General features: G+C 47.7%; 22 protein-coding genes. 7 read left to right on the top strand and 15 right to left on the bottom strand.

Annotated features, from left to right (window positions below; genetic code table 11):
• Nucleotides 1-10: 10 nt before the first annotated feature.
• The 3 genes from MHI21_RS24095 to MHI21_RS24105 all read right to left on the bottom strand — a co-directional run bounded on the left by MHI21_RS24095 (nt 11) and on the right by MHI21_RS24105 (nt 1,540).
• Nucleotides 11-667, bottom strand: coding sequence for a hypothetical protein (locus MHI21_RS24095; protein WP_341162825.1), 657 nt, complete (start codon nt 665-667; stop codon nt 11-13).
• 99 nt (nt 668-766) lie between these two features.
• A complete protein-coding gene (locus MHI21_RS24100; protein ID WP_341162824.1) occupies nt 767-1,093 on the bottom strand; it encodes a hypothetical protein in 327 nt (108 codons plus the stop codon).
• Between the two features lie 93 nt (nt 1,094-1,186).
• Nucleotides 1,187-1,540, bottom strand: a complete 354-nt coding sequence (locus MHI21_RS24105; RefSeq protein WP_341162823.1) for a hypothetical protein — start codon at nt 1,538-1,540, stop codon at nt 1,187-1,189.
• A gap of 372 nt (nt 1,541-1,912) precedes the next feature.
• On the opposite strand from MHI21_RS24105, the gene MHI21_RS24110 reads away from it, so the two are divergent.
• Nucleotides 1,913-3,097, top strand: a complete 1,185-nt coding sequence (locus MHI21_RS24110) for a HAMP domain-containing sensor histidine kinase (protein WP_342419034.1) — start codon at nt 1,913-1,915, stop codon at nt 3,095-3,097.
• A gap of 139 nt (nt 3,098-3,236) precedes the next feature.
• Here the strand turns inward: MHI21_RS24110 and MHI21_RS24115 are convergent, their stop codons facing one another.
• Nucleotides 3,237-4,193, bottom strand: a complete 957-nt coding sequence (locus MHI21_RS24115) for a nucleoside hydrolase (RefSeq protein ID WP_061830535.1) — start codon at nt 4,191-4,193, stop codon at nt 3,237-3,239.
• Nucleotides 4,194-4,404: 211 nt separating this feature from the next.
• Here MHI21_RS24115 and MHI21_RS24120 point away from each other — a divergent pair, with 211 nt between their 5' ends.
• The gene (locus MHI21_RS24120; RefSeq protein ID WP_209940612.1) at nt 4,405-4,998 is read left to right on the top strand and encodes a hypothetical protein; all 594 of its coding nucleotides are present in this window, start codon (nt 4,405-4,407) and stop codon (nt 4,996-4,998) included.
• A gap of 80 nt (nt 4,999-5,078) precedes the next feature.
• On the opposite strand, the gene MHI21_RS24125 is transcribed toward MHI21_RS24120, so the two are convergent.
• From MHI21_RS24125 to MHI21_RS24135, 3 genes are read right to left on the bottom strand one after another with little or no spacing between them, the layout of a single operon-like run.
• Entirely contained in the window at nt 5,079-5,687 is a 609-nt protein-coding gene (locus tag MHI21_RS24125; RefSeq protein WP_028540785.1) for a pentapeptide repeat-containing protein, read from the bottom strand.
• A gap of 37 nt (nt 5,688-5,724) precedes the next feature.
• On the bottom strand, nt 5,725-6,234 hold the full coding sequence (locus MHI21_RS24130) for a MarR family transcriptional regulator (protein ID WP_013312480.1): 510 nt from the start codon (nt 6,232-6,234) through the stop codon (nt 5,725-5,727).
• Complete coding sequence (locus tag MHI21_RS24135; protein ID WP_342419035.1) at nt 6,224-8,596, bottom strand: helicase C-terminal domain-containing protein; 2,373 nt, start codon at nt 8,594-8,596, stop codon at nt 6,224-6,226. The genes MHI21_RS24130 and MHI21_RS24135 overlap by 11 nt, the downstream gene beginning before the upstream one ends.
• Before the next feature lie 168 nt (nt 8,597-8,764).
• Here MHI21_RS24135 and MHI21_RS24140 point away from each other — a divergent pair, with 168 nt between their 5' ends.
• Nucleotides 8,765-9,841 (top strand): diguanylate cyclase, encoded by a 1,077-nt coding sequence (locus MHI21_RS24140; RefSeq protein WP_341162819.1) that lies wholly within the window; start codon nt 8,765-8,767, stop codon nt 9,839-9,841.
• A 135-nt stretch (nt 9,842-9,976) separates the two neighbouring features.
• Nucleotides 9,977-10,150, top strand: coding sequence for an aspartyl-phosphate phosphatase Spo0E family protein (locus MHI21_RS24145; protein ID WP_013312483.1), 174 nt, complete (start codon nt 9,977-9,979; stop codon nt 10,148-10,150).
• 105 nt (nt 10,151-10,255) lie between these two features.
• Here the strand turns inward: MHI21_RS24145 and MHI21_RS24150 are convergent, their stop codons facing one another.
• Nucleotides 10,256-11,155 (bottom strand): LysR family transcriptional regulator, encoded by a 900-nt coding sequence (locus MHI21_RS24150; protein ID WP_245248344.1) that lies wholly within the window; start codon nt 11,153-11,155, stop codon nt 10,256-10,258.
• 131 nt (nt 11,156-11,286) lie between these two features.
• Here MHI21_RS24150 and MHI21_RS24155 point away from each other — a divergent pair, with 131 nt between their 5' ends.
• Complete coding sequence (locus MHI21_RS24155) at nt 11,287-11,658, top strand: CidA/LrgA family holin-like protein (protein WP_013312485.1); 372 nt, start codon at nt 11,287-11,289, stop codon at nt 11,656-11,658.
• Nucleotides 11,655-12,332, top strand: a complete 678-nt coding sequence (locus MHI21_RS24160) for a CidB/LrgB family autolysis modulator (protein ID WP_013312486.1) — start codon at nt 11,655-11,657, stop codon at nt 12,330-12,332. The genes MHI21_RS24155 and MHI21_RS24160 overlap by 4 nt, the downstream gene beginning before the upstream one ends.
• A 148-nt stretch (nt 12,333-12,480) precedes the next feature.
• On the opposite strand, the gene MHI21_RS24165 is transcribed toward MHI21_RS24160, so the two are convergent.
• The 4 genes from MHI21_RS24165 to MHI21_RS24180 all read right to left on the bottom strand — a co-directional run bounded on the left by MHI21_RS24165 (nt 12,481) and on the right by MHI21_RS24180 (nt 17,690).
• Complete coding sequence (locus MHI21_RS24165; protein WP_342420241.1) at nt 12,481-14,199, bottom strand: FAD-dependent oxidoreductase; 1,719 nt, start codon at nt 14,197-14,199, stop codon at nt 12,481-12,483.
• Nucleotides 14,200-14,426: 227 nt separating this feature from the next.
• The gene (gene glpK, locus MHI21_RS24170) at nt 14,427-15,917 is read right to left on the bottom strand and encodes a glycerol kinase GlpK (RefSeq protein ID WP_342419036.1); all 1,491 of its coding nucleotides are present in this window, start codon (nt 15,915-15,917) and stop codon (nt 14,427-14,429) included.
• Nucleotides 15,918-15,974: 57 nt separating this feature from the next.
• Nucleotides 15,975-16,532 carry a glycerol-3-phosphate responsive antiterminator gene (locus tag MHI21_RS24175; protein ID WP_025721809.1) on the bottom strand — a complete coding sequence of 186 codons (558 nt, stop codon included), beginning with the start codon at nt 16,530-16,532 and terminating at the stop codon, nt 15,975-15,977.
• 204 nt (nt 16,533-16,736) lie between these two features.
• Nucleotides 16,737-17,690 carry an alpha/beta hydrolase gene (locus tag MHI21_RS24180; RefSeq protein WP_342419037.1) on the bottom strand — a complete coding sequence of 318 codons (954 nt, stop codon included), beginning with the start codon at nt 17,688-17,690 and terminating at the stop codon, nt 16,737-16,739.
• 260 nt (nt 17,691-17,950) lie between these two features.
• Between MHI21_RS24180 and MHI21_RS24185 the strand changes: the two genes are divergently transcribed.
• Nucleotides 17,951-18,586: an NAD(P)-dependent oxidoreductase gene (locus MHI21_RS24185; protein WP_039271761.1), complete on the top strand. Its 636-nt coding sequence runs from the start codon at nt 17,951-17,953 to the stop codon at nt 18,584-18,586.
• Between the two features lie 158 nt (nt 18,587-18,744).
• On the opposite strand, the gene MHI21_RS24190 is transcribed toward MHI21_RS24185, so the two are convergent.
• The 3 genes from MHI21_RS24190 to MHI21_RS24200 all read right to left on the bottom strand — a co-directional run bounded on the left by MHI21_RS24190 (nt 18,745) and on the right by MHI21_RS24200 (nt 22,262).
• Nucleotides 18,745-19,932, bottom strand: coding sequence for a cation:proton antiporter (locus MHI21_RS24190; protein ID WP_342419038.1), 1,188 nt, complete (start codon nt 19,930-19,932; stop codon nt 18,745-18,747).
• A 315-nt stretch (nt 19,933-20,247) separates the two neighbouring features.
• A complete protein-coding gene (locus MHI21_RS24195) occupies nt 20,248-20,835 on the bottom strand; it encodes a GNAT family protein (RefSeq protein ID WP_342420242.1) in 588 nt (195 codons plus the stop codon).
• 65 nt (nt 20,836-20,900) lie between these two features.
• Nucleotides 20,901-22,262, bottom strand: coding sequence for an MFS transporter (locus MHI21_RS24200; protein WP_342419039.1), 1,362 nt, complete (start codon nt 22,260-22,262; stop codon nt 20,901-20,903).
• Between the last annotated feature and the right edge of the window lie 90 nt (nt 22,263-22,352).

The following is a 22,352-nucleotide window of genomic DNA, read 5'->3' on the forward strand; positions in this document are numbered from 1 at the left end:
ATCACGCTCTCTACAATTTATCATTTATCTCTATACTCATAATCTTCCATTTATCTGACTGTTTTTCTAACGTAAACGTAATTTCCTTTTTCGCTCTTTCTTCTAATGAATTATCTTTTACCAAAAATATTTTTCGGTTATCATTGCTACTAACCTCATTAATACTCAGTTCCAACACCGGGTAAGATAAATATGCTAAACCGGAAAGATCGACAGCATCCTCAAAATCATACGTTTGCCTTGCTGCCGGATCGGCAAGCTGGTCCATTTCAGGAAAAGGTAAATCAAACCACTTCATAAGATAATCAACTTCCAAGTAGTTCAATATCACAGCCTTAGGATCGCTTGGATATGCAAACTTTTTACTTTTATTTTTATACAAAATCTCCTTTTTTTCAGGTCCTGTTCCATCATATTTTTGATAGACCACGATGGTATGCTCCTGAGTGTCGCTAAACTCGTAATAATCGACACTTTCAAATACACCATCATGGTCGGTATCTTTTAACGTTCGAATTCCTTGTCCAGTAGCATTAGGAAAATCAGAATTTATACTCTTGATATGATTATTTTCCAAGGTGTATATGGAGAATCCCTCTGAATAAGCCCCTCCGTCGCCTATAGAGTATACAACGATAAATTTTTGATCTGTTTGGTCCAGCTTCATGATTTTCACATCTGTATTTATATGCACAACTATAACCGGGTCCTCTAGTTTATCAATGATGAGATACCCATCATCATCCTCCCGGACTACAAATATGTTTTAAATCTCCTCTTTTTCTAATCCAAAAGCAAGCACATATTCCGGCTTTCCATCACGGTCTAAATCTTCTTTTATTATTTTTTGAAGATGCTCATCCTTGGGTTGAATTTTCTTTATAAACTGATCTAATGTGTCAGAATCTTGCACAGTATTTTTTCCAGTATCATCCACAGTAACTTCACTAGAACCTTCCGTTATGTCAGGACTATCAACAGTTGGTGTAGATGATTTAGGAGCGATACTTTTTACCTCGGCCTCTTTGTTCACACCACAACCACTAAGAATTAAAATAACTAACACAAGTACAAACAACTTCTTATTACTCACACTTTCCCTTCTTTCAAAATCCCTATTTTATAATAACTTGATTACCTTGATGAAGCCTGTGTAGGTTCAGGGCAAGCAGCTGCAGGCATATTCTTATATACGGGGCTCCACTTCTGCTAAAAAGCTGAATGCCCAGCCTGCATCATAGATTCCATAACAAGGTTGAGGATCAAAGAACCAATTTTTATCATAGGCTTCGACGACATAGTTATAGTTACGATCCATCAGATACGTGCGCCTCATAGAATAGGTAATGTATCCGATCCTCGTCTTGGCCACTTCTGCAGAATGGGCTTGCAGGCAGATCGATTGAAAGGATTGAATAAAAGAAGATATGAGCTCTTCTTTTCTTTGTTCATACAAAGACGCTGCTTGATGTAATTTCTGGTTCAACGCATCTTCTGCATAGGTCTTAAGGAAGTGTTGTAGGGCTTCCTGTCTATTCATAATCCCACCTCTGAACCTATTATATAGAATATTTACATGATATTACTGGTTCTATCCTCCTATTTTATTACACAATTTTCATATCATGAGATTACATATGAATTTATGAAAATAGAATGAAAATAATCATATATTTTCGTGAATGTGTAATAATACAAACAAAAACCTTCCCAGAAAGGCTAGCATTAGACCTAAAAAATGAAGGTTTGCGCAAGCGAATAGGTAAATGGAAGTAGAAAGATCGGTTTATAATGAAATAATCATGTATAATTAATGATACGCTCCAAAAACACATTCAGAGGATCGGGAATGGGATACACAAACTGCTAAAGTTTTTGGATAACCACCACTTTGCATCAGGATTGGAGATACATGACTACTTCACCTACAGGTTTTTATAATAGTATTCAAGAGGCTACCGCGCATGTCATTGATGTGTTGAGTGATATTTTGCATGTAAATACCATTTTCATTGCCGCTAATGATGGGATTACGAATGTAATCGTTGATTCATTTAACCGGGAAGAGATACTCGTTAAGAAAGGGGATGTGCTCCCTTTTGAGCTTAGCTATTGCAGTCTGGTGTTGGACCATCCTGCAGATCACCTCACGATTTCAGAAACGACTATTCACCCGCACACATGCGATTTAGATGTGACTAAAACCATGGGAAACCACTCATTTACAGGAATCCCTATTCGCATGAAAAATGGTCAGGCTTACGGAACCATTTGTATCTTGGACGCGCCATCTGTACATTTGACAGAATCCGAATTGAAGGCCCTACAGGCTATGGCTGTATTTCTGGGTTATGTGGTGGAACTGGAGAAAGAAAAGATAGATGCTGAGATCTCTGCCCTGAGCAAGCTGGATTTGATCTCTTCCCTGAGTAATAAAATTCGGTTTTCGCTAACCGAAATATGGGGAGCCACCGACCTCATGCTGACGACGGAGTTAACAGAGGAACAACAGCAATATATGAGCATCATGGAGTCGAGCAGTCGCTCGCTTATGACGTTGTTGAGTAATATTTTGGATTACAGCAATATAGAGTCCAGGCAGATCGATGATATTGAAGATCCGTTTGATCTGAGAACGATGATGGAAAATGTATTGAGTCTGTATACAGAGGTAGCTGCGCGACGGAATCTAGAGTTGAAGCTCGACTGGAATCTCACCAGCTCGCCTATTTTTATCGGGGATGAGGCTAAAATTCGCCGTATGCTGATTAATTTGGTAGATAATGCAGTGAAGTTTACAAGCACAGGAGCCGTCACTTTATCTGCAACCACCCGATCTGTGACCGATGCACCTGAGGTTGAACTGGAATTGAAGGTGAAGGATACTGGAATCGGTATATCTCCGAATAAATTGAAATTGTGGCTTGAACATGACCGTGGGTACTCCCCCTCATATGGCAATCCAGGATTGGGTTGGCAGATTACCAAACATCTATTAAAACGAATGAAGGGTAAGATGACAGGGAACAGTGAACCTGGTAGCGGGACGGAGATAACGCTCCAGTTCACTCTGAAAATATACCAGGAGTCTGCCTGAAACAGAGATTAGCTTGTGATATATAGAGCACATCATGTAATAGAAGCCCGTGACGCATAACGTCACGGGCTTTATGTTATGAGTACGTGTCACTAGGCAGTATTATCACCCTATGCCGCACGTTTGTGCATAGTCAGACTTAGTAACGTTTGGGAGCAGCTAGCTTGGCCAAATCGGCCATATACGTAAAAAAGGCTTCTGGATCTGTATCGTATACCAGGTTCACAGGACGTCCCTCTGCCTGTTCCACCGTTCTGCCCTGACTTGGACCTTCTGCGATAACGCTGCAATGCACCGTCTTTTTCTTGACAATGTCCGGGCGTCCTACGGATGCAGTGGTCAGTACATCCCACAAGTAGTAGGTTGAGTTCGTTTCGCTATAGACGAGCGGCGGACATCCAGCATAGCAATTACCCAAGAAATCCACGCCTTCATATCGGCGCTCGGCCGCCCAACGATTGCGTACTGCTGGAGTTAATGGCACTTTGCTTGTGCTTTCCAGCGCTACCAGATCAATCGTGATGCCGCTTTGCCACACCCGATACGCCGCTTCTGGGTCCCAGAACACATTCCACTCTGCTGTGCCGTCATGCTCCGGCTCCTCCACATTCCCTTTTTCAAAGGTTCCGCCCATCCATACCAACTTTTCGATCTTTGCTTCAATATCCGGTGCTTCATCCAGCGCTCGCGCCAGATCGGTTAGCGGTCCAGTGAATAGCAACAGCGTCTTACCTTCAGCTCCGCGTACCTTTTCGATCAGATGCTGATGAGCTGGTAGGGATGAAAGCGGTGCTTCCATACGCCCTGATTCATTCAGTACGGGTAATGCATCCACATAGAAGGAATGTAAACGCCAAGCGGCAGGAAACGGATTTTTACCGCGTGAATTAGACTTTGCGACTTCCACAGGCCCTTTATTTTGTCCAAAACGATCAATAATTTTACGGCTGGCATCCGTCGCAGGCTCCAGGTAACCATCTGCTGGAATCACCGATACTCCGGTCAAATGAACCTGCTCCATCTGAAGCAGCATAAAAAGGGATACTAGATCATCCACTCCACCATCATGATTAAAATAAACGTTTGTCTGACTCATCTGTCTCTTCCTTCCTTTATCCCCGTAAAACAGGCTTGTTCTTATCGGCAACCACCCTTCATTATGCCTGATCGCTTCACAGGAGTAAATGTAGGATAGTGCGTGAATCAGGGATTTTTTGCTTACTCCCTGCTTAAGATAGGTAGAAATGTGTGTAATAACAGGGTAGAATCATGGGTCCTAATCGGAAGCGTATGAAGGAGAGATGCATATGACAGCCCGAACAATAGAAGAGTTGGAGCAGATCCGTAAAGAATGTAAATCCATGGTGACGAAAAGGGCTGCGGCTTCGGGTGGAGCGGTATTGGTTCCAGTTCCAGGGGCTGACGTTCTTGCTGATGTTGGCATTTTGATGCAGCTGCTGCCTGCCATTAACGGAAAATTCGGATTATCTGAGAAGCAGCTGGAAGGTCTGGACGCAGAAACAAAATCCATGGTGTATGGTTTTATCACCTCGATTGGCAGCAAGCTGATCGGGCGACTCATTACCCGTGAAGTCATCGTGCAGATTTTGCAAAAAATGGGCATTCGGATCGCTACCAAGCAGGTTAGCAAGTTTGTCCCCCTTCTGGGGCAAGGGCTAGCCGCGGCAATTGGCTTCACTGCCATGCGAACCATTGGTAATCGGCATGTCGATCAATGTTATGAAGTAGCCAAACGCTTGCTGGAGCAGCGAACTGCCGCGGATACCGCGCGCAACTGGACAGTTCCACAGCAGCCTCTAGAGCCTGTGGGAGTTGATCATTTGCCAAACCGGGACCCGGGAGCAGCGATTCCACTACTGCCGGCACCCCCTAAAGATTAAGTTCTTCACATTCGAGTCAACCATCCATTTCACCCGCACGGGGTACCGCAGATCGAGACGGGTCCTGTATCCCGTGCTTTTTAGCCTTCCACCTTGGCTCCATAGGAGCGGGCCACCGCTACTGCCTGCTCGATATCCAACTTGGCTCCGGTGATGTCCAGATCTTTAAAATTCACGCCATCCATCTTCGCACCGCGCAGGTCTGTTCCTTGAAGATGGGCTTTGTGCAGTCTTACCCGGGTAAGATCCGCCTCCCGCAAATCTGCTTTTTCCAAATTGCATTCGGATAAGTCGGCTTCCTTGAATCGTATTTTTCGCAAATCTTGTTTTCTTAAATCTGCATGACGCAAATTCGTATAAGACCAGTCTCCGCCCGTAATTGTGATACCATCCATATTCGCCCCCGCAAAATCTGAACCTACCAGCTTGCAGTTATCAAACCGGACTACAAACAAATTGGCGCTGGTGAACAAACAATTGGTAAAAGCCGACTCCTTGTAGTGAGATGCATTCAGAATGGCTCCGGTAAAATCACAGTCCACAAAAGTACAGCCTTCCACGAGGGACTCATTCATCTCCACACCCCGAAAGCGACATCGGGTAAACTCGCAATTTCTCCACTCGCCTTCTCTGGCATCCATTGAGCCAAAATCACGGGCTTCATAGACCTCATCTGTATAAAAGAACATGTTCTCTCTCCTATTCCTTATTCCCTATGTTAGGAACTCAGCATTTCGGCAAGGACCGCTCAAAACCGCCTTTCATTTTTCCCAGTAAACCCTTCATCATCTTATGATCCTGCGGCGTAAACTCAGACATACACGACCGAATCAACTTCGTATAATAAGGGACTATCTTACTTAACAGCTCTCGTCCTGCCTCTTTTAATCCGACAGTCACCATCCGCCCGTCACTCTCATGAGCCACACGTTCAATCATGCCATCTCGCTCTAATCCGTCGATCAGCCCCGTCATGGTTCCACGCGTCACATCAGCTTTTTCCGCCAACTCTGATGGTGTCATGCGATGCGGCGAATGGCAATGCAACAGGCTAAGAACAATAATCCGACCCTGAGAAGCCCCCAACTTGCTAAAATCCGTATCCATTTCTCTGAAAATACCATTAGCCAAGCGCGCAAATGTCACAAAAGTCTCTATATTATCCACTTCGGCATCTTCATGTCCAAAGCTACGCAGCACCCCGCGTATGGAGTCATTATGAAAATTAAAGTTCATAGTCTATCCATTCCTTCCTTAATCCCGCTTGTTCCGTCAGACGGTAGCTTTTCCATTCGTCAGGCAGCAAAGAAGCATATGGTTCCTTGGCAAAACGATCATCTACCAGGACCAGCAATCCTTCGTCGTGCTCTGTGCGAATCAGTCTGCCACCTGCCTGAAGAACCTTGTTCATTCCCGGATATACATACGCATAGTTGAAACCATTCCGTCCCTGTTCCGAAAAATAATCCCGCAGCACATCCCGCTCTGCTCCAATTTGCGGCAAGCCGACGCCGACGACCACTACCCCATTTAAGCGATCCCCAGGTAAATCGACACCTTCAGCAAACACACCACCCAATACGGCAAAGCCAAGCAAGGTGTGCTCTTGCCCAGGCTGGAAGGCCTCTAGGAATTGATCCCGCTCTGGTTCGGTCATCCCCGGGCTTTGTACCAACGTATTTGCGGACACGTCCCGAAGCATGAATTCCTCATACACCTCACGCAGATATGGATAGGACGGGAAAAATACAAGGATATTTCCTTTCCGTTCCACAACCAATGCAGCCAGCATATCCGCAATCGCCCCTTTGGAACGTTCACGATCCCGATAACGGATGGAGAGCGGCAGCAGACGTACATCCCACTGCTCCTGATGGAAGGGCGAAGGAACCTGTAACGTATAATCTTCCTCGTTTGCTCCGAGCATGTCCCGGTAATAAGCAAGCGGTGTCAACGTCGCGGAAAAATAAATGGCTGAGCGGTAGCCCTTAATAGCTTGTCCCAACAAGTGAGAAGGATCGAGGCAGAACAGCTTGACCCTCACTTCACTGCGCCCTGCTTCCACATAAGTAACGTACCGTTCATCATATAAAGCTGCAATTCGCAGCATATTCTGAGCGGTAAAATACGTATCTAGAAGCAATGCATAAGCCGTACCCTCACCGCTTGCATGGCTTGTACTGCCCCCCGTTACCAGTTCACGTTCAGCTGCTTCCACAAAAGGCACCAACAGCTCCAGTACCTCTTGCGGTGCTGCTGTCTCCACTGCTTTTCCTGTATCTGCATATTGCTTGCGCAGCGTAATCATATGTGCGTTCACTGCACTCGCAGCTGCAGCAATCTCTGGGCTTAGCAACTTAAATTCTCGTTTCAGTTCCAAAAAAGAAGATTTCAAAATTTCCGCCGAAAACATGTCCCGGCCGCGTTCTACCAGATTATGCGCCTCATCCACCAGTACAACACCTTTTCGCTTGTGCTCCTCCAGCAATCTTTTCAAAGAAATCCGTGGATCGAAAACATAATTATAATCACTGATTATACCATCCGAGGCATACGCCACATCTAGGGAAAATTCAAAGGGACATACCTTATGCTTGCGCGCATAATGCTCAATCACCGCCCGGGTCATTAACGTCTCGTTCGCCAAAATATCGGAAACCGCACCGTTGATCCGGTCGTAATAGCCCTCGCACATGCTGCATGATCCAGCATCACAATCATTTTCATCCTTGAAGCAAATTTTATCCTTCGCAGTCAAAGTCACCACATGCATGTGCAGCCCTTGAACCTGCATTCTGGCATAAGCTTCTTCGGCTGCTGCCCGAGTGGTGGTACGAGCCGTCACATAATATACTCGTCTCACCAACCCTTCGCCGATCGCCTTAATCGCAGGAAACAAGGTGGATACCGTTTTACCAATACCTGTAGGTGCTTTGGCAAACAGGTTAACCCCTTCGGCAATCGTCTTGAACACGGAGCCCGCGAGCGTTCGCTGACCCGAACGATACGTGTCAAAGGGAAAGTTCAACATAGCAATGCTGGCATCCCGCTTTTCCGCATGTGCTCTCAGCAGGAATGCATACGGTGCATAACCAGCAATCATCTCCTGTGCGAAAGCTTCCAGCTCAGTAAAGGATAGTTCTCGTCTGAATCGGCGAATGTCTTCACTGTGTGCCTGTACATAAGTAAGCTGGACCTGCATCGAATGATGTTGTTCCTCACGAGCAATCATATAGGCATACAGAAATGCTTGTGCCCAGTGTACAGGTTGGCCGTCACCCTGAATATCTTCGAGTGGCAAAGAGGTCGATTTAATTTCATCGACCGTCCATACGCCATCCAGCTCAATCAGTCCGTCACAGCGGCCTTCAATGATAAACAATTCATCCTTATACGGAATTTCTGTACGTAAATGTACCTCTTTGCGGTCATGCTCCTTGTAACCTTTCTGGATAACCTGATGCACGCGAGTTCCTTCGAGCATACTGCTATTCGATCGAAAGCCGCTATGAATGCTGCCGCTCCGATGCACATATTCCACAAGTGGACGCACCGATATGTGAATTGGTTCCTTCATACGATCACCCGTTCCGGTCATAGTCCTTTCACTGTACCACGTAGATAAACGAAACGTAAGGGACATAAGAATCGTTTGTATTCAATTGGTATTCACTCATGCCTACTTTTTACCGAAATATAGAAACGAGGCCTTTTGCTTTATTCCCCACGATACTACAACTCTCAATACAGCATAAAGGATAGGGATATGTTAAAAGAATTAATTAACAATTTTGCGTTATTAACAAGCTTCTTATTCTTTGGAAATTTATTTTTCCGGAAATATGAACGTTACCTAAAAAAACATATATTCATTTATCGGGTAATGAACGGTTTAATGCTGGGTCTGTTTGGCATTCTGTTAATGATGACCGGTTTATGGGTCCGTGGGCACTTTGTGGTCGATCTGCGCCAATTGGCGATTATCATATCTGTTTATATGGGAGGATCGGTATCCGGTCTGCTGACCACCTTGATCATAAGCCTGTACCGTATTTACATCACAGGTGGTTGGACAGATGTTTCTCTGACTGCTGCCGTCAATTGTTTCATGACACTGGGCATTTCACTTATCTTTATTCGAGAAAAAAGCCTAACACTCCGCAAGTGGATGTCGGCCGTACTTGGAGCTGCTGTAGTGTCGCTGTTATCTACTTTCTTTGTAGTTAACCCTCCTGATAATGAATCTATGATAATAATCACAACTATTAAGTTGCTTGGCGGCCTGTTCACTTATTTTATGATGTCCTATATCAAAAAAACAGAACGGGCTGTTCATCTACTGGAAGAAGCTGCAAATCGGGATCATTTAACCGGACTCTACAGTCCACGTGCTTTCGATGCGCTATTCGATGAGGTCTTTCATACTTCCAAGACTACAAAACAACCCTTTGGACTTGTGATGCTGGATATTGACCACTTTAAAAATATTAATGATACGTATGGTCATTTGAACGGAGATACCGTCTTAAGCCAATTGGGAATGCTGTTAACCCGGGAATCTACAACGAGGGCGTACCCCTCCCGTAAGGGCGGAGAGGAATTTGCCATTCTGATTGGAAATTGTGATAGTCAGAAAGCAGCAAGCTTTGCCGAAAAAATTCGGAAAGCTGTGGAAAATGAACGTTTTCTTTTGAATGACGGAACCTCAATCTCGCTAACCGTATCCATCGGAGCAGGCAGTTCACCTGTCATTGCATCGAGGCACTTACTGGAAAAGTCAGATGAGGCATTATATGAAGCTAAGCGTTCAGGACGCAATCAGGTGAAACTGGCAAAACCATAGATATTAGTCGCTAAATGTCAGGAAAGCTGGATTATTGTTAATAAAAAGTGGTAAAATGGAAATAACATCGTTATCAAAAAAAACTTCTGCCGCTAGTGGAGACATGCCTTACAATCGACATGGGGGGTGGGCTTTGTGAACCTCGAACAATTGGAAAAACTCATGGAAAAAGAACGCCGTGAACTGAATCGCATGGCTGACTTACACGGATTAAAAGATGAACGTGTATTGGACAAATCCTCCAGACTTGACCGTATTATGGACAAGTACCTTCACACCAAGCGTGCAATAAACCAAACACACTCATAGAAGCAAGCTACATCGCTGCCCCTCAGGGCAGCTTTTTTATGATGTAAGCAGTATTCGTCCTCCTTCGGTACACATCTGCATCGTACTCACCTTCTCGCGGACTGACTACTTCCCGCCATATTCCGTCCGCAACAATTGCTGTGTGAACGATATCCATTCTCTGGCTGCAAAGGACAGATAACGATCGTTCCGCCAGATCATCCCCAAATGCCAAGGAATGACGGGGTCCACCAATGGAAGAACACGCAAACGCTCGGAATCCAGATCTCGGCATATAGCCTCCGGCAACAGCGCTACTCCCAGGTTTGCAGCAACCATTTCGCTAATCAGATCCCATTGTGAGCTTTCGTAGACTACACGCGGTTGAAAGCCAGCACGAACACATTCCGCAATGATACGGTCATGCAGCGTAAAATCCTCACGGAACAGTACAAACGCCTCCTCCGCCAGCGCAGATAACGGTACCTCCTTGCACTCTGCCAATGCATGCGTAGGATGAACGAGCAAATTCAGCTTTTCCTCCACAAACAGAAATGTCTCAAACATATCTCCAACCGCAGGCAGCACAATCACCCCGATATCCAATGCCCCGGCTTCTACGTCCCGTTCCACTTTCTTCGCCCCGTCCTCAAATAATTGAATGGTCACATCAGGATATGCCTTATGGAATTCTCCAATGACACGCGGAAAAAAGCTCGATCCGACCATAGGGGGCAGGCCAATACGGATATGTCCCTTTTTCAGGTTCATCAAATCACTCAGCTCCGAGGACAGGCTCTGAAAGGACTTTACAATCGCTTGTGCTTGAAGCTCAATTACCTTGCCCGCGTCCGTCAGTTCGATTCTTTTGCCAATTCGGTCGAACAAAGCGACCCCCAGTTCATCTTCCAGACTTTTAATCGTCTTACTGATCGTCGGCTGGGTAATAAACATGCTCTGGGCTGCCTTTGTAAAGCTACGCAACCGCGCGACTTCCAAAAAATATTGTAAATGTCGGATATCCAAACCTACACCTTCTCCCATAGACAAACGGAATAGATTACATTCTTTATATGCATTTTACTCATGAAAGCTTGTGATGTAAAATTTCATTACAGTTTGAAAATAACCGATCTCAAAGATAGGAGCCATTATATATGAAAAGCTTCATACGCGGTGTCCTCCAGATCGCCGTCCTGATGGCCTTTTCGCTCATCCTGAACGCGGTAGTCTCCTGGCTCCACCTGCCTGTACCCGGTAGTATCATTGGTATGCTGATCCTTTTTATTCTGCTGCAAACCGGCTTGGTCCGGCTAAGCTGGATTGAAGTTGGCGCAAACTGGTTGCTTGCCGAGCTGCTATTATTCTTTATTCCCTCTGCTGTCGGCGTTATGAATTATTGGCCGATGCTAGAACACGATGGTATGAGCATCATGCTGGTCGTGCTGCTCGGCACCTTTCTGGTGATGGCCTGCACAGGTATGGTCGCCAGTCTGCTTGGTAAACGAAAGGAGCATAAATCATCATGACCGGTCTTCTATGTATTGTATTGACACTCGCTATTTACTGGATGGCCAAACGCATGTACCGCACACTGCCCAAGGTGTATTTGTCTCCATTGCTCATTACACCTATTGTTATCATTTTGATTTTGACGCTGACGGGTGTGAACTACCGTTCTTATAATTCGGGCGCTCACTTGCTGTCCATGCTGCTACAGCCAGCTACGATTGCATTTGCTGTCCCTTTGTACCGATATTTCCCTGTGTTAAAAAAACACGCGACTCAAATCGTGCTTAGCGTGCTGTCTGGGTCTGTTGTAGCCGTGTTGTCCTCCATGGCGCTTGCCAAGTGGATGCATCTGAATTCTTCGCTGCTGAGCAGCCTGATTCCTCGCTCCATTACGACACCCATTGCGATGAATGTATCGCAAACGATTGGCGGCAATCCGACGGTCACGGCTGTATTCGTTATTCTGACCGGTTTGAGCGGTCTTATTATCGGTCCGATGATTGTAAAACTGTTCCGTATTGAAAATGAAGTCTCACGTGGGGTGCTGCTCGGTACCGGTGCTCATGGTACTGGCACTTCCAAAGCCTTCGAGTTCAGTTCGCTGACGGGGACGATATCCAGCATCTCGATGGTGCTCGCCGCTCTCTTTACCTTGGCAGCCGCCCCGTTCCTGTTCCACTTGATGCTGTAAGCCATCTGTATACAAAGAAGCAGCGATTCTCTTGTTATTGGAGAATCGCTGCTTTTGTTTTGTAGGCCCCTTTTCCGCATAAAGCAGTGGCGAGAACGAAACGATTGTAGAGAAGCGGAGCGGTAAAGGGTACGCATCCTCGTTCCTATTAGATGGCTTTAACGTCACCGGGTTTCACCTCTGCCTCTACAGGCGTTACAGCTTCATACAGGTAAGCATCCAGCTCAGCCGTATATTGGCGTTCTTGCGCGGCGCTCCAGCCTGCATGTTCGGACATCCATGCGATGGCGGGCTGTTTCCAGCGCTTCACCTCGTCAATCTGGAAGAACAGCGCCCCGGTTCGGCGTATGAAAAAATCAGACGGTGTCACCGTCATTTCCTGTTCCATCGCATACAGGAGCGGGACACGCACTTCCACAGGCAGCGCCGCTTCCTTCTCGGTAGCTTCCTTCTCGGTAGCCTCCTTCATGCTCCGTGCCGCTATGGCAAACAGCCGCTCTGTGTTGGAGCCATAGCGGGTTGCCCATGCTCTAGCCGTTTCCGGCGACAGGCCAAGCGCAACACCTGCTGCGGTTTGCTTACCTACGTACGCGTCCCAGCCCGCCGAGCCGCCTACGCTGCCACCCGAAATCGGGATGTGTCTGGTGCGGCATGCCCGGAAGCTCTGCCCATGCAAGCGCCCCAGCTTCCGCACCGCACGATCCACGACGAGTTCGGACATTTTCCGGTAGCCCGTCAGCTTGCCGCCTGCAATCGTGATCAGACCTGAGCGGGATTCCCAAATTTCGTCCTTACGTGAAATTTCTGAAGGGCTTTTACCGTCTTCATAAATGAGCGGCCGTACCCCTGCCCAACTGGATTCTACATCCGTAACAGTCAGCTTCACATCCGGGAACATTCCGTTGATCGCTTGAAGCACATATGCCCGATCTTCGGCGGTCATCCGAGGATGCGCCGTATCCCCTTCATACACCGTGTCGGTCGTACCTGCATAGGTTTTTCCATCACGTGGGATGGCAAATACCATGCGTCCATCCGGTGTATCGAAGTACACTGCCTGTTTGAGTGGAAAGCGCTCAGCATCGAACACCAGGTGAATACCTTTCGTCAGGCGTAGCACCTTGCCCTCTTTGGAGCGATCCATTTCCCGCAACGTATCTACCCATGGTCCGGCCGCATTAATAACCAGTGAGGCTCGAATTTCGTATGGCTTTCCCGTTACCCGATCCGTTACGCTTGCACCGCTTATTCGTCCTTCGTCATACAGCAGCTTGTCAGCCTTGGCATAGTTCACCGCCAGCGCCCCTCGTGTAACAGCTTCCTTCATGACCTCAATCGTCAGGCGAGCATCATCTGTGCGGTACTCCACATAGCTGCCGCTTCCCTTCAGTCCATCACGCTTCAGCAAAGGCTCGCGCTCTAGCGTAGCCTGGATGTCCAGCATCCGACGGCGCTCACTACGCTTAACACCAGCAAGGAAATCATATACCAGCAGCCCGACAGAGGTGGTGAATGCGTTAAACGTGCCGCCCTTGTGAAAAGGAAGCAGCATACGCTCCGGTATGGTCACATGTGGGCCATTTTCGAATACGATGGCCCGCTCCTTCCCAACCTCGGCTACCATCTTAACTTCAAACTGCTTCAAATAACGAAGACCACCATGCACTAGCTTGGTCGAGCGGCTGGACGTACCTGCTGCGAAATCCTGCATCTCCACCAGTGCTGTCTTCAAACCACGATCCGCCGCATCCAGCGCAATCCCCGCCCCTGTAATGCCGCCGCCAATAATTAAAATATCAAAATGCTCATCTCCCATACGTTCCAAAACAGCGGTTCTCTCCTGCGCAGCAAATCCCTGTTCTCCCATCATGTATCCCTCCAGCTTTGTATATATTCATGATGCAATCTGCCAACCGAATCATCATAAGGTACAAAAAAAGACCACGAACATCGCTGCGGCGGATGCCGAGCGGTTCATGGTCTCTCCAAGTCTCCTGACGAGTATTAACTTATCTATATCGTAGCACACACAGTACGCTATGAAAAGGGAAATCTGCCTGTTGCCAGATGGCTGCCTTCTACCTAAAACTATCTCTACTTGAACGCCATTGCGGCATGAACTGCCTTTTTCCAGCCACCATAAAGCTCAGTCCGCACGTCCTCACTCATGGACGGAGTAAAGGTATGATCACTCTGCGCATATCCCCGGACTTCATCCAGACTGCTCCAAAACCCAACTGCCAGTCCCGCCAAATACGCCGCACCGAGTGCAGTTGTCTCGTTCACAGCAGGTCGTTCTACAGGCAAATCGAGAATATCGCTCTGGAACTGCATCAGGAACTCGTTCATCACAGCACCTCCATCTACACGCAATGAACGCACAGGTACACCCGAATCGTTCGCCATGGCAGTTAGGACATCTTTAGTCTGGTAGGCCAGCGATTCCAGTACCGCTCGTATAAAGTGCTCCTTGGTCGTTCCCCGCGTCAAACCAAATGTCGCGCCGCGCACGTCACTGTCCCAATACGGGCTGCCCAGACCCACAAAGGCCGGGACAAAATATACCCCCTCCGTCGAGGTCACACGCGCCGCATACGCTTCACTATCTTTGGCTTCACGGAACATACGCAACCCGTCACGCAACCACTGAATAGCAGACCCAGCTACAAAAATGCTGCCCTCCAGCGCATACTTTACCTGACCGTTCAGCCCCCATGCAATGGTCGTAATCAGTCCATGCTCCGAATCACAGGGTTCATCTCCCGTATTCATCAGCATAAAGCATCCTGTACCGTATGTATTTTTAATCATGCCCTTGTCAAAGCATCCCTGACCGAATAGAGCTGCTTGCTGATCGCCCGCCGCTCCGGCAATAGGGATTTCCTGCCCAAAAAAGTGATAATCCACCGTATGAGCATATATCTCAGAAGATGATTTCACCTCTGGTAGCATAGACGCAGGAACGCCGAGAATATCCAGCAGCTCCTCATCCCATTTTAGCTCATATATGTTGTACATGAGTGTGCGGGCCGCATTGGAGTAGTCCGTTACATGTGCTTTACCACCGGACAATCTCCAGATTAGCCAGGTATCAATCGTACCAAACAGCAAATCCCCACGCTCCGCTTGAGCTCGTGCCCCTTCGACGTTGTCGAGTATCCATTTGACCTTGGTGCCAGAAAAGTAGGGATCAATGAGTAGTCCCGTTTTGCTATGAAAAATATGATCAAATCCACGGCTTTTCAATTCCTCGCAGATCCCGGCTGTTTGCCGTGACTGCCATACCAGTGCATGATATACAGGCAGACCCGTATGTTTATCCCACACCACTACGGTTTCCCGTTGATTCGTAATACCAATCCCGGCAATTTGGCTGGCTTTCACACCTGATTCCGACAAGCAGGAGGCGATGACGGCCAAAATAGAGCTCCATATCTCATTTGCGTTTTGCTCTACCCACCCCGGCTGGGGAAAATACTGTGGGAACTCCCGTTGTGCCTTGTATACCACTTTTCCCTGCCGATCAAACAAGATGGCCCGCGAACTGGTTGTGCCCTGATCCAAGGCAAGAATGTATTGCTCCATCGTTTTCCAGCCTCCTTGCATATTTATGTATGGTTGCCCACTTGATTCAAATAAAAGCTATTGCTTATAATGCTCGAACAGTTGTTTATTGGAGGTCGTAACTGCTGTGGCTCCCGCAGCCAACGCCGCTTCCACATCCTCAGGGGTGCGAATAAGTCCGCCCGCCAAAATAGGAATGCCCGTGCGTTCGCTAACTTCCTTAATCATCGGTGGAACAACACCGGGCAGCACCTCAATATAATCAGGTCGTGTTTTTTCCACCAGCGCGTAGCTTTTTTCCAGCGCAATCGTATCGAGCAGGAACACCCGCTGTACAGCAAGAATCCCCTTCTTTTTAGCGGTTGCAATCACCCCGGATCGGGTCGAAATAATCCCAAACGGCTTAATTTCCTGACACAAATATTCAGCCGCATACTCGTCATTCTTCAAGCCTTGCACCAGGTCGGCATGCAGAAGCATTTGCTTGTTGCGACTTCTAGCCATCTGGTACAGGTTGCGCAGCTGCGCTACATGCGTATCCAGAAAAACCGCATACTCATAAGAACTGTCCAAAATACCCTCCAGCTGCTTCATATGCTTAGCTGCAGGTAGAATGCGTTGCCCCTGAAATGGCATGAATATCCCCCTTAGGCTGAATGTCAGTCAAACTCGTTCAAATTTTATATTATCACTCTGTTCGACGAACGTGAAGCGGTTTCATTGCAGATATGTATAAAGGCTGCCTTCCCTGTAATAGATGTCAGCAGGAAGAAGACAGCCAATCGTTCAAAGAACTGGATCAAATCACACGACGGCACCCTTAAAACGCTCTATAGTGTACTAGCCCTCAAACCCTTGGCGCAGCCATGAGGTAGCGAGCGTGATCGCACCGCGCTTGGCCGCGGTTTCCGACAATGGGTTCAGCATCACAAAGTCGTGGATGATGCCCTGAAAGCGTGCAGCGGTTACCTCTACCCCTGCTTCACGCAGCTTGTTCGCATAGGCCTCACCTTCATCGCGCAGCACATCGGCCTCGCCTGTAATGACCAGCGCACGCGGTAGCCCTTTGAGCTGTTCTCTGGTGGCACGTAATGGGGAAGCCGTGATCTGCGCTCGTTCATTGGGATCTGTCGTATATTGATCCCAAAACCATTGCATTCCTTCGCGGCTCAGGAAATATCCTGTGGCGAACTCCTGGTAGGATTCCGTGTCAAAGGAAGCGTCCGTCACCGGATAAAATAACAACTGCTGCCGGATGGAAGGACCACTGCGTTCTTTGGCCAGCAGCGTTACGGCCGCGGTCATGTTACCGCCGACACTGTCTCCGGCTATCGTCAGCGTATCGGGCTTCAGTCCATGCTCGCGCCCATGCTGTGCCACCCATTGAACGACCGCGTAAATTTCCTCAATCGCCGTCGGATATTTAGCTTCAGGTGCCAAGCTATATTCCGGGAATACAACGGCTGCCTGTGAGCCGACTGCCAATTCACGAATCAGACGATCATGCGTGTGGGCATTACCGAATACCCAGCCTGCTCCGTGAATATATACAATGACCGGGAGATCGCTTGTCACTTGTTGTGGACGAACAATTCTGACATTTACCTCACCGCCAGGCCCACCTGGAATAGTTAGATCTTCTACATCTGCGGCAGGTTTGTCTGCTGGACCGGATTGAACCTCATTGACCGTTTCACGTCCTTTTTCAGGACCCAAATCATATAGAAACGGAGGCTTGGCATTATCGTCTGCAAATTTTTGTGCTGCGGTTTCAAGCTGTACTTTTTTACTCATATCGGTTCACTCTTCCTTTCTTATCTGTGGTCTACATATATCCAATATGGCTTAAGTTTGCTCATTCAGTTTCACCTTATATATTTAAACGAGTTCCTCTCTTTCCAATCGGAGGACTTTAGTTTGCCCAACAGAAGAACTTGACTTTTATTTTATATTGTAACTATAATAGTTACATATTAAAGTTCGTAAATGCACTGGGTACATTTACGATCAAACGAATGAATCATCCACATCATATTTATAGGAGGCTATCTATTATGAAAATTGCAGTTATTGGTGCAACCGGTAAAGCAGGAAGTAATATCGTAAAAGAAGCATTAGACAGAGGGCATGAAGTAACCGCCATCGTCCGTGACTCGGCTAAAGTAACAGAAAGTCGTGCTACTGTAGTACAAAAAGACGTTTTTGATCTGAAAACAGATGATCTGAAAGGCTTTGACGTAGTCGTTAATGCATTTGCCGCTCCACTCGGACAAGAGCATCTGCATGTCGATGCAGGTAACGTACTAATTGAAGGTCTGCGTAATGTATCCGGTACTCGCCTGATTGTCGTAGGTGGTGCAGGCAGCTTGTTCACTGACGAATCCCAAACACTTTTGGTAAAAGATGCCCCCGGCTTCCCTGATTTCGTATATCCAACAGCAAATAACCAAGGAAAAAACTTGGAAATTTTGCGTGGTACCAGCGACCTGAACTGGACTTTCATTAGTCCTTCTGCGGAATTTGCTCTGGGTAAACGTACAGGCTCTTACCAAGTGGGAAAAGACACGCTGTTGGTTAATTCCAAAGGTGCAAGCTATGTCAGCTACGAAGATTATGCAGTTGCCGTAGTGGACGAAATCGAAAAACCACAACATCTGAACCAACGTTTCACTGTGGTGTCCGAGTCCTAATTTCCCTATTCTTGCAGCACATTTAGCATAAAAAAGACCCTTTGCCCATTTTCTCATGCTGCATGGAAAGTCCGCTTTACTCTAAATCAGACTTTCCATGCACGCTATGAGAAGCTGTACCCGAAGGGGCTTTTTGTTATGACCTGTTGAAGCTCTCGTTATGACTTGTCAATGCTGGCCTTCTTTTCTGTATCGTGAGCGGAAGTCTCCCTCTTATCGCTAAAACACAGCTTGAGAATCGGAGGCGAAGCCAAGGTCGTCAGAATGATGGCAATGATCACCGATGTAAAATATTGCTGTGCCAACAGACCCGACTGTAGACCGGTAGCTGCGATAATAAGTGCGACCTCGCCGCGAGATATCATCCCGGAGCCGATCGCAAGTGCAGAACGGTTATCGAAGCCCGTCAGCCGCGCCCCGAGACCTCCCCCGATTAGCTTTGTCACCAGCGCAATCAGTGTCAAAACAACAACAAATCCGAGCTGCTGTCCTACTCCCTCAAAGGAAACATTTAATCCGATGCTGACAAAAAATACAGGAACAAAGATGGAATAAGCGATGGGCTCCACCTTTTCTTCTACGACGTGCTTAAAGCTGGTTTGTGCAATGGCAATCCCGGCCGCAAAGGCTCCGATAATCCCTGCCATCCCCAACATATCCGCAAAATACGCAAACCCAAAGCAAATAATCAACGCAGTCGTGATGACTGCTTCAGTCACCTTGAGTGGAGCAAGTATTTTCATAAGCCATGGAACAACGAACCAGCCCCCTAGAATAGCTACGACGAAGAAAACTAGCTTTTTGCCAACAAGAAGCCCCAGCGAAGTTTCTCCACCCATACCGAATATACTCATTACTACCGCTAGCAGCACCACGACAAGCACATCATCCAGCACTGCCGCACCCAAAATGGTCGAGCCTTCCCGGGTATTCAGCTTATTCATATCCTTGAGTACCTGTACCGTAATGCTTACCGAGGTAGCACTCAGAATAATTCCTAGAAACCAGCCTTCATGCACCGAGAATCCAAAGGCTTCCCCTACACCAAAACCGCAAATTAACGGTAAAATAATTCCTCCAACCGCCACAGCTACCGCAGGCTTCCAGTTACGTCGAAGTTGATCCAGATCCGTCTCCAGTCCAGCAATGAACATCAGCAGCAGCACGCCGATTTCAGACATATCATGAATCAGCGAATCATTCTGAACCCATCCTAATACGGCTGGGCCCAGGACAATTCCTGCGATAAGCTTTCCCAACACCGCTGGTTGACCGAGCTTGACGGACAAATGACCCGCGACTTTTGTGAACAGTAGAATCAGCAGAAGATATAGTATAAATTGCATAGGCTGATAACCTCCTTTTATTTAATCCTTGAACTCATCTGCGCATATCCCACAATATTGAAGAAAACTGATAATCATAAAATGCTAAACAAACGTGCAAAATATGTGTCTGACCTAAAACAAACGGCTCGCAAAATAAAAAGGGAAACCCGAAATACAGCACAGGTTCCCCTAAAAAAGACATAAAGGAGCCTTGGTGACAGGCTCCTCCGGTAAATTCATATATTCATTTGATGTTGTCGGTCATACTTGCGCAAACGAGCAATCTTATCTTTTAATTATATCTCTTCTGCAAACCCGTGTAAACGTGTTGAATCAATTTTCTGCTTTTTTCACATAGCGGTCGCGGTATTCGTGGTCCAGCATACTCATCAGAATCGAATCATGGTATTCATAATTGTAGAATAAAGCATCCCGCTGCACACCTTCGCGCTGAAAGCCTACTTTTTCATAGCAACGAATGGCACGTTCATTAAAATCAAATACATTCAGCTCAATCCGATGCAGATTACAGATACCGAATCCGTAACCCAGCATGAGTACAAGCGCTTCGGTACCGTAGCCTTTCCCCTGATTTCCCTGCTCATTGATCGCAATACGGATGTTGGCACTGCGGTTCAGGCTGTCCATATCCTGCAGGGCTATATCCCCAATGACACGATCATCTTCGCGAAGCGCAATCAACAGCAACAGGCTTGAGGCATCCTGTCCTTTAGCTTCAATATAACGGGCAATTTGATCCTTGGTAAAGCTGCGTTGTGTGCCTGTCAGCCTCCGCACATCCTGATCGAACAATGTATTATAGTATAGCTCGGTGTCCTCTACGTTAACGGGACGCAAGTATACCCGTGATCCTTCAAGTAACCGTGCCACAGGCTCTGAGGATGAAGTTTGTTGAGTCATCATGATCTCTCCCATGCTAAAAATATAAATGACGAAAATCAAAGCAAATTATTGCGCAAGATCGACTACGCAAGGTCTGCATTTTGCTCCGTAGTCAGGCTAGAATCAGCGAGGGACTCGCGCCAAATTACGGATTGAAGCAGCAGGCCTGCCAAACCCAAGATTCCAACAGTCATCCCGATCCAGACAAAAGCCGTTCCCGCCCCTGCTATTCGGATCAATACTCCCCCTGCAAGCGGGGAAACGACCATGATTGCTCCAATCACGGTACTTTGGATACCAAAGACGCGCCCCACCATATCAGCAGGGGTTTTGGCTTGTAATATATAATTTTGGGTGATAATGTACAGGCCGTTGCCCACGCCCAGCACGGCCCCGATCATAAGCAGTACAGGAAATCCTGTTCCGGGTTGTGCCCAGCCTAAAGCAGCAATAGCCCCGCCAACCAGCACATATCCACCACCGAGCCCCCAGCCTGCGCTTATGCGATTCAAGCGATTAAGCACAAGCATGCAGCCGACGGCGCCAGCACCAATGGCTGAAACCAGCCAGCCAAGCAGCGATTCATTACCTGGAGCGAGCACTCGCAGCAATGTAGGGAACTGGTAGTCGATCATGAGAATGGCGATCAAGCCGAAAAGTCCGAATATAAGCGTATGCAAAAGCATTCGACTGCGCCATAAAAACGCCCAGCCCTCACGCCATTGGTTGAAAAAACGAGATGCGCGGACATGCTCCTCCCGCATTTTGGCTTCATCAGCCTCAGGCGCCGTATGCGCAGCCGACTTTCCTTGCTGCCCGGCTGCAACAGCTTGTTGGTCTGCGCTGACCAGCGCCGGACCGATTCCGCGCAGCGGCCACAGCAACAGGCCGGAACAGAGACGCAGCAATGCATTGAGAATAATGCATGCCTGAGGGGACAACACAGTCAAGGTCATAGCGCCCAGTAATGGGCCCGCCACTTTGGAGGCCTGATTGACCAGCCCATTCAGCGAGGTCGCCCGAAACAGGTCGTCGCTGGCGACTACCGTGCGGGTCAAGCCTTGCTGTGAAGGCATTTGGAATACGCCAGCCGCCGCGCGCAGACCAAGCAAAGGCAGCAGCCACGCCGGGCCCGGGACGGCGAGGATGGCCAGCGTCAATAAGGCGATAGCTGCATCGCAGACGATCATCAGCCTGGCCTTGTGTACCCGATCGGCTAACGTGCCCGCGATGGAACCCAGCAGCAGACCCGGTAGGGCCATCACTACCGGAATCAGTGCAATCATCATAGGGTCGGCTTCCCAGCGATAGGCAACAAGCACCTGAATGGCGATAGCATCAAACCAATCGCCAAAGGAGGCAGCCGTGTGCGCCGCAAACATCCGTCGAAAACGGCCATTGCGCCAAATGCTAGGCGTGGATTGCAGTTCTTTCTTTTCCTTCATTATCTACTCACCCTGCTCTCATTTTCAGCTTCTTTTAGCAATAAGAACATTCTAGCGGGTCTATATCAGAGGAAAATCAGACGGCTAAAA

This window comes from Paenibacillus sp. FSL H8-0168 (genome assembly GCF_038592955.1).
GTDB lineage: Bacteria > Bacillota > Bacilli > Paenibacillales > Paenibacillaceae > Paenibacillus > Paenibacillus polymyxa_B.